The sequence below is a fragment of the Streptomyces roseicoloratus genome, from assembly GCF_004117935.1.
GTDB classification, from domain to species: Bacteria; Actinomycetota; Actinomycetes; order Streptomycetales; family Streptomycetaceae; genus Streptomyces; species Streptomyces roseicoloratus.
Window position 1 is genome coordinate 1 of sequence record NZ_SDOY01000161.1, and the last position, 14,699, is coordinate 14,699.

The 14,699-nt window shown below is 71.6% G+C and carries 12 protein-coding genes; 6 read left to right on the forward strand and 6 right to left on the reverse strand.

Features of this window, described 5'->3' with window-relative positions; translation table 11 throughout:
* The first annotated feature begins 68 nt into the window (after positions 1 to 68).
* The 3 genes from ESG85_RS37045 to ESG85_RS28265 all read left to right on the forward strand — a co-directional run bounded on the left by ESG85_RS37045 (position 69) and on the right by ESG85_RS28265 (position 3,559).
* A protein-coding gene (locus tag ESG85_RS37045) for an IS630 family transposase (protein WP_425471196.1) occupies positions 69 to 1,135 on the forward strand; the annotation gives its coding sequence in 2 pieces (ribosomal slippage) (positions 69 to 512 and positions 515 to 1,135; 1,065 coding nt in all).
* A 45-nt stretch (positions 1,136 to 1,180) separates the two neighbouring features.
* The gene (locus tag ESG85_RS28260) at positions 1,181 to 2,431 is read left to right on the forward strand and encodes an MFS transporter (RefSeq protein WP_128984018.1); all 1,251 of its coding nucleotides are present in this window, start codon (positions 1,181 to 1,183) and stop codon (positions 2,429 to 2,431) included.
* A gap of 171 nt (positions 2,432 to 2,602) precedes the next feature.
* Entirely contained in the window at positions 2,603 to 3,559 is a 957-nt protein-coding gene (locus tag ESG85_RS28265) for a hypothetical protein (RefSeq protein WP_128984019.1), read from the forward strand.
* 133 nt (positions 3,560 to 3,692) lie between these two features.
* Here ESG85_RS28265 and ESG85_RS28270 read toward each other — a convergent pair whose 3' ends face one another.
* The 3 genes from ESG85_RS28270 to ESG85_RS28285 all read right to left on the reverse strand — a co-directional run bounded on the left by ESG85_RS28270 (position 3,693) and on the right by ESG85_RS28285 (position 7,267).
* A complete protein-coding gene (locus tag ESG85_RS28270) occupies positions 3,693 to 5,180 on the reverse strand; it encodes a membrane-associated oxidoreductase (RefSeq protein WP_128984020.1) in 1,488 nt (495 codons plus the stop codon).
* Positions 5,181 to 5,595: 415 nt separating this feature from the next.
* Positions 5,596 to 6,399: an MBL fold metallo-hydrolase gene (locus ESG85_RS28280; RefSeq protein ID WP_128984021.1), complete on the reverse strand. Its 804-nt coding sequence runs from the start codon at positions 6,397 to 6,399 to the stop codon at positions 5,596 to 5,598.
* Positions 6,400 to 6,529: 130 nt separating this feature from the next.
* Complete coding sequence (locus tag ESG85_RS28285) at positions 6,530 to 7,267, reverse strand: VOC family protein (protein ID WP_128984022.1); 738 nt, start codon at positions 7,265 to 7,267, stop codon at positions 6,530 to 6,532.
* A gap of 175 nt (positions 7,268 to 7,442) precedes the next feature.
* Here ESG85_RS28285 and ESG85_RS28290 point away from each other — a divergent pair, with 175 nt between their 5' ends.
* A complete protein-coding gene (locus ESG85_RS28290; protein ID WP_128984023.1) occupies positions 7,443 to 8,024 on the forward strand; it encodes a TetR/AcrR family transcriptional regulator in 582 nt (193 codons plus the stop codon).
* A 60-nt stretch (positions 8,025 to 8,084) separates the two neighbouring features.
* Positions 8,085 to 10,436, forward strand: a complete 2,352-nt coding sequence (locus tag ESG85_RS28295; RefSeq protein ID WP_128984024.1) for a SpoIIE family protein phosphatase — start codon at positions 8,085 to 8,087, stop codon at positions 10,434 to 10,436.
* A gap of 69 nt (positions 10,437 to 10,505) precedes the next feature.
* Here the strand turns inward: ESG85_RS28295 and ESG85_RS28300 are convergent, their stop codons facing one another.
* Positions 10,506 to 11,318 carry a phosphotransferase gene (locus ESG85_RS28300; RefSeq protein ID WP_128984025.1) on the reverse strand — a complete coding sequence of 271 codons (813 nt, stop codon included), beginning with the start codon at positions 11,316 to 11,318 and terminating at the stop codon, positions 10,506 to 10,508.
* A 241-nt stretch (positions 11,319 to 11,559) separates the two neighbouring features.
* Between ESG85_RS28300 and ESG85_RS28305 the strand changes: the two genes are divergently transcribed.
* Entirely contained in the window at positions 11,560 to 13,452 is a 1,893-nt protein-coding gene (locus ESG85_RS28305) for a vWA domain-containing protein (protein ID WP_164986338.1), read from the forward strand.
* 58 nt (positions 13,453 to 13,510) lie between these two features.
* Here the strand turns inward: ESG85_RS28305 and ESG85_RS28310 are convergent, their stop codons facing one another.
* Both ESG85_RS28310 and ESG85_RS28315 read right to left on the reverse strand, forming a co-directional pair.
* Entirely contained in the window at positions 13,511 to 13,951 is a 441-nt protein-coding gene (locus ESG85_RS28310; protein ID WP_128984027.1) for a VOC family protein, read from the reverse strand.
* 193 nt (positions 13,952 to 14,144) lie between these two features.
* Entirely contained in the window at positions 14,145 to 14,567 is a 423-nt protein-coding gene (locus ESG85_RS28315) for a DUF4259 domain-containing protein (RefSeq protein WP_128984028.1), read from the reverse strand.
* Positions 14,568 to 14,699: the final 132 nt, after the last annotated feature.

Sequence of the window (14,699 nt, forward strand, 5' to 3'; positions counted from 1 at the left end):
TACTGAGGCTGAACTCGTGGTGTCGCAGGGGCTGACGGCTGGTCGTCTGCTGCGGTATCACCGGAGGCATGCGGTATCCACAAGGGGGCGGGCTGACCGCCGAACGGCAGCAGTTCCGCGAGGGGTTACGGCTCAAGGCCGCAGAGCGGTTCGCCCAGGGCGAGGCGAGTGCGGTGATCGCCAAGGACCTGCGGGTCAGCGTCCGCTCTGTGCAGCGGTGGCGGCGGACGTGGGATGAGGGCGGTCCGCGGGCTCTGCGGTCGCAGGGGCCGGCGTCGCTGCCGAGGCTAAGCGAGAAGCAGTTCGCTCAGCTGGAGGCGGAGCTTGCCAAGGGGCCAGCCTCGCATGGCTGGGAGGACCAGCGGTGGACGCTGGCGCGGGTCAAGACGGTGATCGGCAGGCGTTTCCACCTGACCTACACGATTCAGGGTGTGCGCAAGCTGCTGGTGCGTAACGGCTGGTCCTGTCAGGTGCCGGCCCGACGCGCGATGGAGCGGGACGACGCGGCGGTGGCCGGATGGGTCAAGGAGGTGTGGCCCTGCGCGGAAGACTCGCGGCGGCGCGCGGAGCCTGGCTCGTCTTCGAGGACGAAGCCGGATTCTCCATGACGCCGCCGCATGCGAAGACCTGGTCCCAGCGCGGCCGGACCCCGGTGGTGCGGGTCCGCGGCCGGTCCCGTAGACGAGTATCGATCGCCGCGCTGACCTGCTACAAACCCGGGCACCGGTCCCGGCTGATCTACCGGCCCCGCCGGGACGACGGCCGACGCGACGGACGCAAGAGCTTCTCCTGGCGCGACTACCGAGACCTGCTGATCGCCGCCCACCAGCAGCTCGGCGGCCCGATCGTGCTCGTCTGGGACAACCTCAACGTCCACAAAGCCGCCGACCTGCGGGAATGGGCGGCAGCCCAGGACTGGCTGACCATCCACTACCTGCCGCCTTACGCACCCGACCTCAACCCCGTCGAAGGGATCTGGTCACTGCTACGGCGCGGCTGGCTCTCCAACGTCGCCTTCAGTACCCCCGAACACCTCGTCCAACGCATCCGACGCGGCCTACGGCACATCCAGTACCGCAGCCACCTCATAGACGGCTGCCTCGCCGAGACCGGTCTGGTCATCAGGCCCGCCTGATCAGCAGCACGACACCACGAGTTCAACCTCAGTAGCCTGCGGTTCATGATCAAGGGCGGCTTGGCAGGTCGAATAGGCCGGATGGCGGGGGACAGCGGGCCGGAGCGCGTGCTGGTCGCCGCCAGTTTCGTCAACCGGGTCGGCAACGGTCTGTTCAACGCGGCGTCGGCGCTCTATTTCACCCTGGTCGTGGGCCTGCCTGCGGTACAGGTCGGCGCCGCGCTCACCATCGCCGGAGTGATCGGCTTGTGCGCGGGGATACCTGGGGGGCATCTCGCTGACCGGCGCGGCGCGCGCGTGACCATGATGCTGGCCTTCGCGGTCCAGGCCGTGTCCATGGCGGCCCTCGTCCTCGTCGAGAGCTGGGCCGCGCTCACGATCATCGCGACGGTCGACCAGATCGCCGCGGCGGTCGGCGGGGCGGCGTGGGGGGCTCTGGTGGTTCGGGTCGGGGGCGAGCGACCCGCCGTGTTCCGGGCGAAGCTGCGCACCTTCGTCAACCTGGGTGTCATTCTGGGCACGTTGGGCGCCGGGCTGGCGCTGGCCGCGGACACCCGCGGCGCCTATGTCACGCTGATTCTCGGCAACGCGGCGAGCTTCGCCCTGTGCGCGATGCTTCTGCTGCTGCTGCCCCGCTATCCGGTGCTGGCGGCGCCGCCGCAGCAGCGGCGCTGGCTCGTCTTCGCGGACCGTCCTTTCCTGACGTTCACCGCCCTGTACGGGGCCATGGGACTGCAGTACCCCGTGGTCTCCCTGCTCCTGCCGATCTGGATCTCCGAGCACACCGAAGCGCCGCGGTGGACGGTGGCCGCACTGTTCGCGGTCAATTCCGCCTTCTGCGTCCTGATGCAGACCAGGATCGGCTCCCGTATCGAGACCCCGTTCGAGGGCGGCAGGGCCTTTCGCACCGCTGGGCTGCTCTTCCTCGTCAGCTGTCCGATGATGGCGCTGGCGGCGTACACCCCTGTCTGGGCGGCAGCGGGTCTGGTCCTGGCGGCGATCTTCGTCCACAGCCTGGGAGAGGTCTGGGAGTCCTCGGCGGCCTTCGCCCTGGGTTTCGGCCTTGCCCCCGACCACGCCCTGGGCCAGTACCAGGGTGTCTTCGGCCTCGGCTTCAACGCGGGCCAGGCTCTCGCCCCCGCGATCCTCACCACGGTGGTGCTCGGCCTCGGAACGGCAGGCTGGCTTCTGCTGGCGTTGTTCTTCGCGGCGCTGGGTGCTGCCGGCCCGTCTCTCGCCCGCTGGGGCATGCGGACGCGGCCGGAGCCGGGCATCGCTGCGGAAGCGACGAGATGATCGAAGAGCGCTCGGGACCATCTCCCGCGCGGCGCACTGGCCGGCGTGGTGGCGTCGCTTCGGCCGGGAGTCCGGGCCCTGCTCCCACCCGCGGGTGACGCGGGCACGCGTCCGGCGTACTCCCTGTCGCGCGGTCGCCCCGGCACGGCGCGGGCCGCGCACAGTGGAGGGGTGGATGTCGAGCGGATCGCCGATGAACTGTACGGGCTCAAGCCGTCGGAGTTCACCGCGGCGCGGGACGCCTACGTCGCCGAGGCCCGCAGAGCGAAGGACTCCGCCGCCGCGAAGGAGATCGCCGCGCTGCGCCGGCCTCCGCTCGCCGCGTGGGCGGCGAATCGCCTGGCCCGTCAGCGCAAGGAGGAGGCGGGGCAGTTCCTGACGCTGGGGGAGACCCTCCGCACGGCACACCGCACCCTCGATGCCGAACAGCTGCGAACCGCCAGCCGTCGGCGGCACCAGCTCGTCACGGCGCTTGCCCACGAAGCCGCCGTCCTGGCCCAGGAGACGGGGCAGCCGGTCAGCGACACGGTGCTGCGCGAGATCGAGCAGATTCTCCACGGCGTGCTCGCCCATCCGGATGTCGCCGAGCTGTGGGCGAAGGGACGACTGGTGCAGGTACCCGAGGCGGCGGTCGGATTCGCCGCCGTAGCCCCGGAGGGGGCGCCCGTCCGCCCGACCCCGGCGCGGAAGTCCGCGCCGAAGGCGGGGGCGGCGGAGAAGCCCAGGCCGGCACCTGATGAGCCCCCGCCGAAGAAGCCCACACCGAAGAAGCCCACACCCACGGCGAAGCGGCGCCGCGAGGAGGAGCAACGGCTGCGTGCACTCGAGCGTGCCCGAGCGGCGGCACAGGAGGCTGCCAGCGAGGTCGCCCGCCGTGAGCGCGAACTCGACGCGGCACGGCAGGCGCAGCGCGAGTCCGCGGCGAAGCGGGATGAAGCGTCGGAACGGGTCGGCCGCCTGGAGCGGGAGCTGGAGCAGGCCCGTCAGGCCGAGCTCGAGGGCGAGGCGGCCGCGGCAGAGGAGGGCAGGGCGGCGAAGAGCGCACAGAGCGCCTTGCACGAGGCGAGTCGGACCGCCGAACGGACCGGCGAGGAACTCCGGCGTCTGGAACAGCCGACCGGACCGTAGAACCACTGCACGCTGCCCGCCGCCCGCCGCGTGCCAAACCCCGCGAGGCCCGTCGGGCTGGTCAGACCAGCAAGGCCGGCAAGGCCGGCAAGGCCGGCAAGACCAGCAACGCCGGCCAGACCCGCCAGGCCCGTCAGGCCCCGCCCCCAGGTCCGGCCCCGCGGCTGATCGAGCGGGTCACGCCCGCGAAGACGGTGGTGGCCAGTACCCACCCGGCGACGACCAGGCCGTACGAGAGCGTCTGGTACCAGCCGCGTGGGGCGAAGGCCTGCTCCTGGCCGAAGGAGATCACCGGGAGCAGCAGGTCGAGGGTGAAGAACACGGGGTGGAACTCGGGTGCCTCGTCCGGCTTGAGCGGTGGCGGGTGGTGCAGGCCGTAGACGACCGATCCGACGGCCAGCAGGGACAGGAGCCAGAAGCCCGCGAGCAGGGGACGGAAGCCGTAGCCGACGGTGGCTTCCTGAAGGTACCCCCAGATCCGGCCGTGCCACGGCAGGGTGCGCCGGTGCCGGCGGAGTTTGGCGAGTTGGACGACGCGCGCGGCGTGGTCGTCGCCGACCCTGAGGAAGGCCCCGGTGAGCTGTTCGTAACCGTGCGGCAGGTACCCCTCGCTCTCGTTGTGCAGCATGGGGAGGCGGCGCTCCGCGGGCTCGTGCGGGGTGAGCGTGGTGTAGACGAGACCGTTCAGCATCACCTCGTCCGGCAGCACGTCGGGTTCGAGGAACAGGACGTCGATCTGGGAGCGGCGCAGGTTCAGGGCGCCCTCCATGGGCGGCCCCTTGCGCAGCCAGAGCTCGCCGATCGCACAGCTGCTCGCCCGCAGTGCCGTGCCGCCGGGGTCCGACAACCGCGCGTACGACAGATCGAGCCGCCCCGGGACGCGGGCGCCCCGCATGCCGATCCAGCCCTGGACCTGCGCGTGCCGCATGAGGAGATCGCTGCCCACGGTGAGCGTACGCGCGTCGAGGGCGGCGCCGGAAGAGTGGTCGAGCACCGCGTTGTCGAGGGTGACCGAGCCGGCGATCGAGGCGCCGCTGAGCCGTACCTCCCCGCGTACCCGCAGGCCGGGGGCGTACCAGTTGTCGCCGATGGTCGCGTGCCCGAGGCGCAGCGCGGGCCACTCGGTGGTGTCCGGCGGGACGATCCGGCACCCGTCCATGAACAGTGCCGCGTCGATCCGCGCCCCGCCGAGCCGTACGAGCCCGGCGAACCGGCAGTCGGAAAGGTGGACCGTGCCCTCCACGTGCATCGTGGAGGCGGAAAGACCGGGCAGGACGGAGCCCTTCAGCTTCAGCTCGCGCAGCCTGGCGGCGAGGAGGAGGGGCGTCTCCTCGAAGTAGCAGCCGTTCAGGTGCAGGGCGTGCTCGATGGTGCCGTACGCCAGGTCGAGCGGCCCGGTGATCCGCGCGCCGGCGAGTCTGAGGGCGGGTATCTCCGTCTCCTGGAGCGGGCCGTCGAGGAGCAGAGTCCGCAGCACCTCGGCGCGCACGGTCCGCTCCGGACCCCAGCCGGCACCGTCCGCCGCGTCCTCGTCGTCGGACGTACGGAGGTCGACGGGGACCCCTCGGGGGAAGGCGTGCCACACCCTCAGCTCGGCAGGGGAAAGATCATTCGTGTCCACCTGCCGTGACTCTGCTGCCCTGCCGCGTGGCTGTCAACTCCCTTGCACTGCCCGGCCTTCTGCGCCGCACGACCCCACTGCCCGCTCGGCCCCGCCCCGCCCACCCCCTCAGCCCCCTGCACCGCCCGGCCGACACGAACGCGGCGGAGATCCTCCACCCGTTCGGCCCGCGAGGAGACCAGGCAATCGTCCGCGCCGGACCGTCGTCCGCGTACGGTCCCGCGAACCCGGCGTCAGCACCGTCATGACCCGGAACGGAGAGGCGGGTTCGACCGATCGCGTTGATAGCGCCGACCGCGCCGACCGCGCCGACCGCACCGATCATGCCGATCACGCGGATCATGCCGGACGCTCGGCGCCCGGCGCGGGCCTGCTCGGCCGCCCTGGCCAGGCCCCGGGCGGGCGAAGGCACGCGTCAGTGGGCGATGAACGCCTCGGTCAGGTGAGGGGTGGCGAGGTACAGGGCCCCGGCGGCCCGCTCGCGGAGCACCTGCTCCCTCGAGGTCCTCGCCTGCGCGGGGTCCGCCTCGTGGACGTAGGCGAGTTCGGGGTGGAGCAGCTGGATCGCGTGGACGAGCAGGTCACCGGTGACGGCGACGCGTTCGCGCCCGGACTCAACGAGCACGCTCTGGTGTCCGGGAGTGTGACCAGGAGTGGCGAACGCGTGCTCGCCGTCGCGCAGGACCGCGTCACCGTCGAGCAGCCGTAGCTGATCGGTCGTGCGGAGCGGATCGATCACCGAGGACCGCAGCTGCGGATTGATCGCGTCGATCGCGTCGAGTTCGGCCCGCTGCAACACGTACGCGGCGTTCGGGAAGAAGGGCCTCGCCTGCTCGCCGCCGACGACGGCCCAGCCCACGTGGTCGGTGTGGAGGTGCGTGAGCACCACGGTGTCCACGTCCGACGGCTCGATGCCCGCGGCGGCCAGCGAAGCGGGGAGCGCCCCGGGCACGGGCGCCCAGGCGGCGGCCGGGCTGCCGGCCGGTCCGATCCCCGCATCGACCAGCGTCACCCCCAGGTCGCTGCGGATCGCGAACGCCCGGAACTGGAGCCACCACCGGCCGTCGGCGTCGAGCGCGCCGGGATCGAACCGGTCGGCCGCCGCCCACTGTTCGGCGCCGGCCCCTGGGAACGCCTCCTCCCGCGGTGAGAAGAAGGGCCCCGCGCCGTCGGCGAGTGCGATGACGGTGTACGGACCGACCTGAAGGGTGGGGAGCATCCCATGGATACTGCCAGCTGCGAGCGTCCCGCGGCCAGGCCCGTTCGCGTCCGAGCCGTTTCCGAGACCGCCGTTGGCTGTGGAACGCGGAGGAACGGCAGCGCGGGGGAGCTGGGTTGCCGAGTCCGGCTCACCGAGGAGAGAGGAGACAGAACTCGTTGCCCTCCGGATCCGCCAGAACCGTCCAGGAGATCGCGGACCGGTCGATACCGGGATCGGTGGTGCCCAGGGCCCGAAGTCGCGCCTCCTCGGCTGCCGGGTCGTCACCGGGGTAGGGGGAGACGTCGAGGTGGACGCGGTTCCACACGGTCTTGGTGTCGGGGGTGTGGACGAACTCCAGGTACGGGCCGACGCCCTTGGCGGAGCGCATGGTGGCCTGGTCGTCGGTGACCTCGTGCAGGGTCCAGTCCATCGCCTCGTCCCAGAACCGGGCCATCGGTCGCGGGTCGGTGCAGTCGACGACCACGGCGGCGATCGGTCCGGTGTCGCGGTAGACCGGGCGGGGCTCGAGGACGCAGAACTCGTTGCCTTCCGGGTCCGCCATGACCGTCCAGGGGACGTCGCCCTGACTCACGTCGGCGAGGGTGGCGCCGAGGCCCGTCAGGCGCTCGACCAACTGCGCCTGATGGGCGCGCGAGGTGGTGGCCAGGTCGAGGTGCACCCGGTTCTTCACCGTCTTGGGTTCCGGGCGGGCGACGAGGTCGATGCAGACGGCCGTCGGATCGGGGTAGGCGAAGCCGACGGGCTCGAGATTCGTCACGCCCGGTGCCTCGCTGTCGACCCCCCAGCCGAGCGCCTCCGCCCAGAACCGGCCGAGCGCGGAGTCGTCGTGAGCTTTCATGTTGATCTGCACGAGTCGTGTCGCCATATACGGATCGTATGACCTCGGCTCGCTCTCACCATCAGGCCGACGGCAACAATGGCGAGGACCTCGAGCGCGTTGAGCATGACGACCTCCGACGTGCCGAATCCAGCATTGCTAGCTGATGAGGCAACGCCATTGCTGCTGTCGCTCGATTGTCTAGCGGCGCTAGAATCGGATCATGTCGGTACAGGGACGCAAGCAGCGCGAACGGGCGGAACGCGAGCGCCTCATCGTCGCGACGGCACGCGAACTCGCCGAGCAGCAGAGCTGGGACGCGGTCACCACCCGCCGCCTCGCCGAGCGCATCGAGTACAGCCAGCCCGTCCTCTACAGCCACTTCCGCGGCAAGCGCGAGATCATCGGCGCGGTCGCCCTCGAGGGCGCCGCGGAGCTGGCGGCGGCCCTGCGGACGGCGGCCTCCACCGCGGACGGCCTCCGCGCTCAGGTCGGCGCCCTCGCCCACGCCTACCTCGACTTCGCGGAACGCAACCCGGCGGTCTACGACGCCATGTTCCAGCTGGACGGCGGCCTGGCGTTCGCGCGGGAGGACGACACCCCGGAGCCGCTGAAGGACGCCTTCGCGGCCCTGCGGGAAACCCTAGGCGAAGTCGCCGGCGACGGCGTCCACCCGGGCCTGTTCACCGAACTGTTCTGGGCGTCCCTGCACGGCCTGGCCACCCTCACCCGCGCGGGGCGGCTGCCCCGCGAACACGCGGAGCAGAGGGTGGAACTCCTGGTGACCCGCCTGGCCGTCCTCTGACGCGGCCGTCCGGCCCGCCACCAGCGCGATCGGCCGGGCTCGTCGGCGTATGGTCCTGATATGCGCACTGTGGCACCCGGCCCAGGCGAGCAGCCCGACGAAAGGGGGCTGCTCGGCACGGCGCTGGCCGACACCGTGCGGCACACCGGCGCCTCCGCGGGAGTCGTCTACCTCCTGGACGAGGCCACGCGGACGCTTCGGCTGGCGGTGCTGTGCGGGCTGCCGGAGGAGGTGGCCTGGCCCTGGCACCGGATCCCGCTGACCAGTGCGGTGCCGATCAGCGACGCCGTACGGGAGAACCGGCTCGTGTGGGTCGGGTCCCAGGAGGACATGGTCCGCACGTACCCCCGGGTCGCGGCGAGCCTGCCGTACCGCTTCGCCCTGGCGGCCACACCGCTGCCGGGCCGCTCCCGCCCCTGGGGCGGCCTCGTGCTGCTGTGGCCGGCCGCCCACCCGGAGCGGGCCAGCCGCCGTGAACGCGGCCACATCGCCGCGGAGGCGCGGCGCATCGCCCACGTACTGGAGCTGTCCCCGGACCCGCCGCGGGCGCCCGAGCAGCCCCGGCGGGTACCGCTGACCCAGCCCCACGCGTACGCGGACCGCAGCCCGCAGGCGGCCGCGGACTACGCCGAGCGGCTGCCCGAAGGCACGCTGGCTCTGGACCTGGAGGGCCGGATCACGTTCGTGAACGCGGTGGCGGCCGCCCTGCTCGGCAGTACCGCCGACCGACTGCTGGGGACCCGGCCCTGGCACTCCCTGCCGTGGCTGGACCAGCCCGCCGTCGAGGACAGCTACCGCACCGCCGTGATCAGTCGCGAACCCGTCGAGTTCACCGCCCTGCACCCTCCGGACCGCCCGCTGCGCTTCCAGCTCTACCCCGACGCCAGCGGCATCAGCGTCCGCATCACCCCTGGGTCTGCGGCCGCCCGTCCTCATGCGGCCCCTGACAGCCCTGGGCCCACGCCGGACCGCCCCCGCCCGGCCCTCAACGACCGCCGTCAGATCCCCACCGACCCACCCGACCTCCCCGCCGTCCCACCCGACCTCCCCACCGACGACCGCCCCGTGTCCGTCGGCCCCGTGTCCGTCGGCTCCGAGTCCGTCGGCTTCCAGCCCGTCGGCACCACGTCCGGCGCGTCCCGGACCGCTCACAGCGGCCGCCTCTACCAGCTCCTGCACCTGGCGTCCGCCCTCACCGAGACCGTGGCCGTCAGCGACGTCGTCGAACTGGTCGCCGGGCAGGTCCTGCCCGCCTTCGGGGCGGACGGCCTGGTCCTCTCCGCGGCCGAGGCCGGCCGCCTGAAGATCACCGGCTGGCACGGTTACGACCAACGGACCATCGAACGTCTCGACGGCCTGCCCCTGGGCACCGACGTCACTCCCGCCGGCCGCGTGCTGGCCACGGGCATCCCGTCGTTCTTCGCCGACGTGGAGGAGATGTCCCGCGACTTCCCGCAGGCCCCCGTGCTCAGCGGCAAACGCGCCTGGGCCTTCCTGCCGCTGCTCATCTCCGGTCGGCCCGTCGGCTGCTGCATCCTCTCCTACGACCGGCCGCACACGTTCACCGCCGACGAGCGAGCGGTCCTGACCTCCCTCGCGGGTCTGGTCGCGCAGGCCCTGGACCGTGCCAGACTGTACGACGCCGCGCAAGGCGTCGCCCTGGGCCTCCAGGAATCGCTGCTGCCGCGCAGCCTCCCCGCCGTGCCCGGTCTCACGATGGCCGCCCGCTACCTCCCCGCCAGTCACGGCATGGACGTCGGCGGCGACTTCTACGACGTCATCCGCCTCGACGACACCACGGTCGCCGCCGTCATCGGTGACGTCCAGGGCCACAACGTCGCCGCCGCCGCCCTGATGGGACAGGCGCGCACGGCCGTCCGGGCCACCGCAGGCGCCCCACCGGACCGGGTACTCGCCCACACCAACCGCGTTTTGACGGGCCTGGGCGCCGATCTGCTGGTGTCGTGCCTGTACGCACGGATCGACCTCGCCCGCGGGCGAGCCGAGCTCGCCAGTGCCGGCCATCCACCACCCCTCCTGCACCGGCCGGGAGAGGAAGGCCTGGTCGTCGAGCTCGACCCCGCCCCCCTGCTCGGCATCGACACGGGAGCGGACTACCCCGTCACCGACCTCGCCCTCCCGACCGGAAGCACCCTGGCCCTCTACACCGACGGACTCGTGGAAGTGCCCGGCACCGACCCCGACCGGACCGCCGCGCACCTGGCCGAGCATCTCGCCCATCGCCGCGACGAGGACGTCGAACGCCTCATCGACCGCCTCATCCGCCGTGCCTGGCCCAACGGCGGCCACACGGACGACACCGCCCTGCTCCTGCTGCGCACCACCGGGCGCGGATCAGGGTCGCGGCCCGGCCACGACCCGCCGGGCCCACGAGATCCCCGAACTCCGTGACGACTACCGGTACCCCCGCCACTCCGACCGGCCGGCCATAGCGCGCTCAGCCCCAGGTCCGCGGCGCACTCAGCCGCCGGAACCGCCGAGCAGAACCCCGCGTCGCGACCTGAGCCAGGACCGCTCGGCCGCCATCTCGCCGACGTCACCGCGCGCCAGGAACGTCGCCCAGGGCTCCTGACCCTGGCGGCCGAGTCGCTCGATGCGCCGGGCCTCGCGGACCTGGAGGCCGTCGAGGGCGTCAAGAACCTCCGCCGGCCGCGCCCCGTACGCGGCGCACAGCGCCTCGAGGCGGTCTCGGAGGGCGTGCGTACCGGCGATCGCCGCTCTCCGCTGTTGCTCGACGGGGCGCAGCGGCACGGCGTACCAGGCGAGCTGTGCCAGGTCGTCGAGGGCGTGGCCCGGCGCCGCGAAGTCCCAGTCGATGAAGCCGGCCAGCCGCTCCCCGTTCCAGACGGAGTTCCACGGGCCGAGGTCGCCGTGCCGGATGACCATGCCGGGCCTCCAGCCGTCCTCCTGGCCCTGCCAGCGTGCACCGGGGGGCGGGCGGAAATCCCGGACCGCGTCGTGGTACTGCCGTAGCCAGCAGCCCAGTTCGCCGATTCCGGCGATCGATCGCAACACCGGCGGCCAGGGGGAGAACGCGGGCTCGCCGCGCACCAGCGACAGCACCTCCTCGGCGCCTTCGGAGGCCTCGATGAGCTCGCCTCCGCAGCCCTCGATGCCGAGGACGCGCGGAGCTCGCGTGAAGCCCACGGCTTCCAGATGGTGCAACAAAGCGTGTACCGCAGGCGTCCACGCGCCGGCGGGCCGCCGGATCGTCTCCCCGACCCTGCGCACCGTGGTGACGCTGCCCTTGTCCGTGGCTCCGTCCGCGATCATGGGAGCAGCGTAACGCCGCTCTTCCCTCGGAAGAGGAAACATGGTTGCGATCGAAACGTACTCCTCCTAGAACCGGCCAAGAAGCCTGGTACGCATGACATTTACTGCTTGTTGGAACCGTTCGCTTCTGCTTATCGTCGAAGGATTCGGGTTCCAGCGGTCCGACAAGACCGCTGACCCGCACGGCAGTTCAGCCTTCGGCTCCCGAGTCGACAGAACCCACCTTCCGGAGATCACCCTCATGCTTGCCAGACCACGCCGCCACGGCGTGCTCGCCACCGCCTCCGCACTGATATGCGCCGCACTCGTGTCGCCGGTGACCACCGCGCACGCCACCCCGGCGGCACCCGGCGCTCCCGAGGCGGCCCCGGCCCGCATCGAGCTCGTTCTCGACCTGTCGGGATCGATGAACGAGAACGACGCGGGCGGGCAGACCCGGCTCGCCGCCGCCAAGCAGGCGGTCACGCGGATCATCGACACCGCCCCCGCGGAAGCCCCGCTGGGAATGCGCGTCTACGGGGCCACGTATCCCGGGCAGGACAAGAAGAAGGGCTGCGCCGACACCCAGGCGATCCGGCCCGTGACGACGATGGACCAGGCAGCGCGCGACGACGCCAAGAAGCAGGTCGCGGGCTTCACGGCGGTCGGCTTCACACCGATCGGCGTCTCGCTGCGCGAAGCCGCCAAGGACCTCGACAAGAGCGGGACGGGCGGCAAGCGTCGCATCATCCTCGTCTCGGACGGCGAGGACACCTGCGCGCCGCCGCCCCCCTGCGAGGTGGCCCGCGAACTCACGGCACAGGGAATCGACCTGGCCGTGGACGTGGTCGGCTTCCGTACGCCCATGTCGGCCCGCGCACAGCTGAAGTGCATCGCCGACGTCACCGGCGGCTCGTACGCGGACGCCGATGACGCCGACTCCCTGACGGCCAACCTCGGCACCCTGTTCCGCGCGGCGTGGCGCACCTACCACGCCACCGGCACACCGGTCGACGGCTCCCGCAACGGCTGCCAGGACGCCCCGGCCGTCGCGCCCGGCCAGTACCTGGACGCGTTCACCGGAGGCCGCGACCTCTACTACAAGGTGAAGAAGCGGCCCGACCAGCGCCTGCAGGTGAGCGCCACCGCCGTCGCCGAGGAAGGGTACTCGCGGGGCTCCATCCTCAACGCCTCCGCCGGGCCCGCGGGCGAGGGAGAACCGCGGGCCTGGCTGCGGGAGTTCGAGCAGTCGATGGGCTGGGCGAACATCATCTCCGCCGGAGGCCGCAGCAAGCCCGGACCGGACAACGAAACGCCCGCGCCGGACGACACCGGCTGCATCAAGGTCGAGAACGACATCACCGAGGCCGGTGACAAGCCCATGCCCGTCGAACTGCTCGTCGGCATCGCCGACGCGGCCACCCGGAAGGCCGGCGCACGGACCCCCGAGCCCCGCACCGGCGCGGACGCCGAGGGCGGCTTCTCCTTCAACAGCGCCACCCCGATCGGACCGGGAACCCACCGGCAGTCCATCGCCGTCGGAGAAGCCCCGTTCTGGCGGGTGGAGGTGAAGGCAGGCCAGAAGCTGACCGTCAAGGGCGGCGTGGACATCCCGGCGGACTTCCCCCACTCCGCCCCGACCGGATGGACCGTCACCGTCTACAACGCCCAGCGCAACGCGACGCTCTGCAACGACGACCACGACTCCACCGAACTCTTCGCGGGCAAGACCGGCCACTTCGAGCGGGTCTGCGGGCCGTGGGACATCACCGCACCGGACGACTCGAAGAGCGACCCCGACGGCTACGACGTGCCCGGCACCTACTACATCCAGGCACAGGTGGCCGAGCCGGACGACAAGGCGAAGGGCATCGTCGTCCCGATCTCGCTCACCGTGGACATCTCCGGCACGGCGCGCCCCGACAACGGTCCGGTGTACTTCTTCGGCGACGCAGCCGCCCAGGGCCCCGCGCGGCCCGGAACGAACGAGAACGGCGAGACCGGCGAGAACGGCTCCACGAGCGCTCCGGCACCGTCGGCGAAGGACGGCGACTCGCTCCTGAGCACCCTGGCCGTACCGGCCGGCATCGCCGCCGCGGTCCTCGTGATCGGCAGCATCACCTTGGTCGCACTCAGGCGCCGCAAGTCAGCCTGACCCGACGCCGCAGCCCACTCCGCCGGTCGCGAAGGCTGCCCGTCAGCCCGTCAGCCCGTCAGCCCGTCTGCTCGGCGAGGGCCAGGATGATGCCCGAGGGGCCGCGGAGGTAGCAGAGCCGGTAGACGTCCTTGTACTGCGCCACCTCGCCGATGAGTTCGGCGCCATGGCGGCGCAGTCGGGCGATCGTGTCGTCGATGTCGTCGACGGCGAACATGACCCGGTGCATGCCCAGGGTGTTCGGCGGCGGATTGTGCGACCCGTCGAGACCCGCCGCGGGATGGTGGTACTGAACGAGCTCCAGCTTGCCGTGGCCGTCGGGCGTCCGCATCATCGCGATGGTGCTGCGGACCGCGTCGAGCCCGACGGCCTGGTCCGCGAAAAGCCCCTCGATCTGTGCCTTGCCGTCGACCTCCATCCCCAGCTCGGAGAAGAAGGCGATGGCGGCGTCCAGGTCCTCGACGACGATGCCGATGTTGTCGATCCGCTGCAGCGTCATGACGGTTCTCTCCCTGTGGTGAGCGGCCTGAAGTCACCGGTATACCGATGCCCTGGCCGACAACCCGCCCTCGACACCCGCGAAACGGCGACTTCCCGGGACCCGAGCCGGTCCCCGCACCCTGACACCTACCGCATGCGGACGCTTGGCTTCGTTCACTTCAAGCGGTTCTGGCACGAGTTCCGCGCAGCGGTCACGATGAGTGATCAGCGGGTGTTTCGAGTGCGTGGATGATCTGTCGCACTTCCTGGCGCCACTGATCGGCGTCGGCGCTGTCCACCCAGCCAGTCGCGATCTCTGATCCGTCCCGGAGGACCCTGTCCAGTGCGAGTCTCGCCGACGCGCGAAGCGGGGCCGGCAGTTCGGGCAGCGGTTGCCCGGGGCCGTCATCGGGGTCAATCACAAGAGGGCTGTCGGGGAGGGTGCCGGCGACAAGAGCGCCGGCGGCAACCGCTTTGGCCCCGTTTCTGCCATCGACGCGCTCTCCCGAGTCGGTGAATCGCTGGAAGGCCCGCTCCAGCACGCCGATGACCTGCTGGTGGGAGAGTCCCTCAAGCGCATCGACGAAGTCCGCGGCGAGGTCGCTGTCGAACGGACCCGTTCCCCACGTTCCCATGCATGGCTCCTGACACGGCTGTCGCTGACGAAGCCATGGTTCCAGGAGCCACTGAGCTCTTTCCAACCTGTCGGCCAGGAGGGGCGGTTGGGCTGACAGACGGGTGAAGCCCCTGGTAGATGGGTTTTCGAC

What these genes read in the sequence shown, in the direction of transcription:
- ESG85_RS28260 (WP_128984018.1), top strand. Translation starts at nt 1,181, where the DNA reads ATGATCAAGGGCGGCTTGGCAGGTCGAATAGGCCGGATGGCGGGGGAC.
- ESG85_RS28280 (WP_128984021.1), bottom strand. Translation starts at nt 6,399, where the DNA reads ATGCTCCCCACCCTTCAGGTCGGTCCGTACACCGTCATCGCACTCGCC.
- ESG85_RS28285 (WP_128984022.1), bottom strand. Translation starts at nt 7,267, where the DNA reads ATGGCGACACGACTCGTGCAGATCAACATGAAAGCTCACGACGACTCC.
- ESG85_RS28290 (WP_128984023.1), top strand. Translation starts at nt 7,443, where the DNA reads ATGTCGGTACAGGGACGCAAGCAGCGCGAACGGGCGGAACGCGAGCGC.
- ESG85_RS28295 (WP_128984024.1), top strand. Translation starts at nt 8,085, where the DNA reads ATGCGCACTGTGGCACCCGGCCCAGGCGAGCAGCCCGACGAAAGGGGG.
- ESG85_RS28300 (WP_128984025.1), bottom strand. Translation starts at nt 11,318, where the DNA reads ATGATCGCGGACGGAGCCACGGACAAGGGCAGCGTCACCACGGTGCGC.
- ESG85_RS28305 (WP_164986338.1), top strand. Translation starts at nt 11,560, where the DNA reads ATGCTTGCCAGACCACGCCGCCACGGCGTGCTCGCCACCGCCTCCGCA.
- ESG85_RS28310 (WP_128984027.1), bottom strand. Translation starts at nt 13,951, where the DNA reads ATGACGCTGCAGCGGATCGACAACATCGGCATCGTCGTCGAGGACCTG.
- ESG85_RS28315 (WP_128984028.1), bottom strand. Translation starts at nt 14,567, where the DNA reads ATGGGAACGTGGGGAACGGGTCCGTTCGACAGCGACCTCGCCGCGGAC.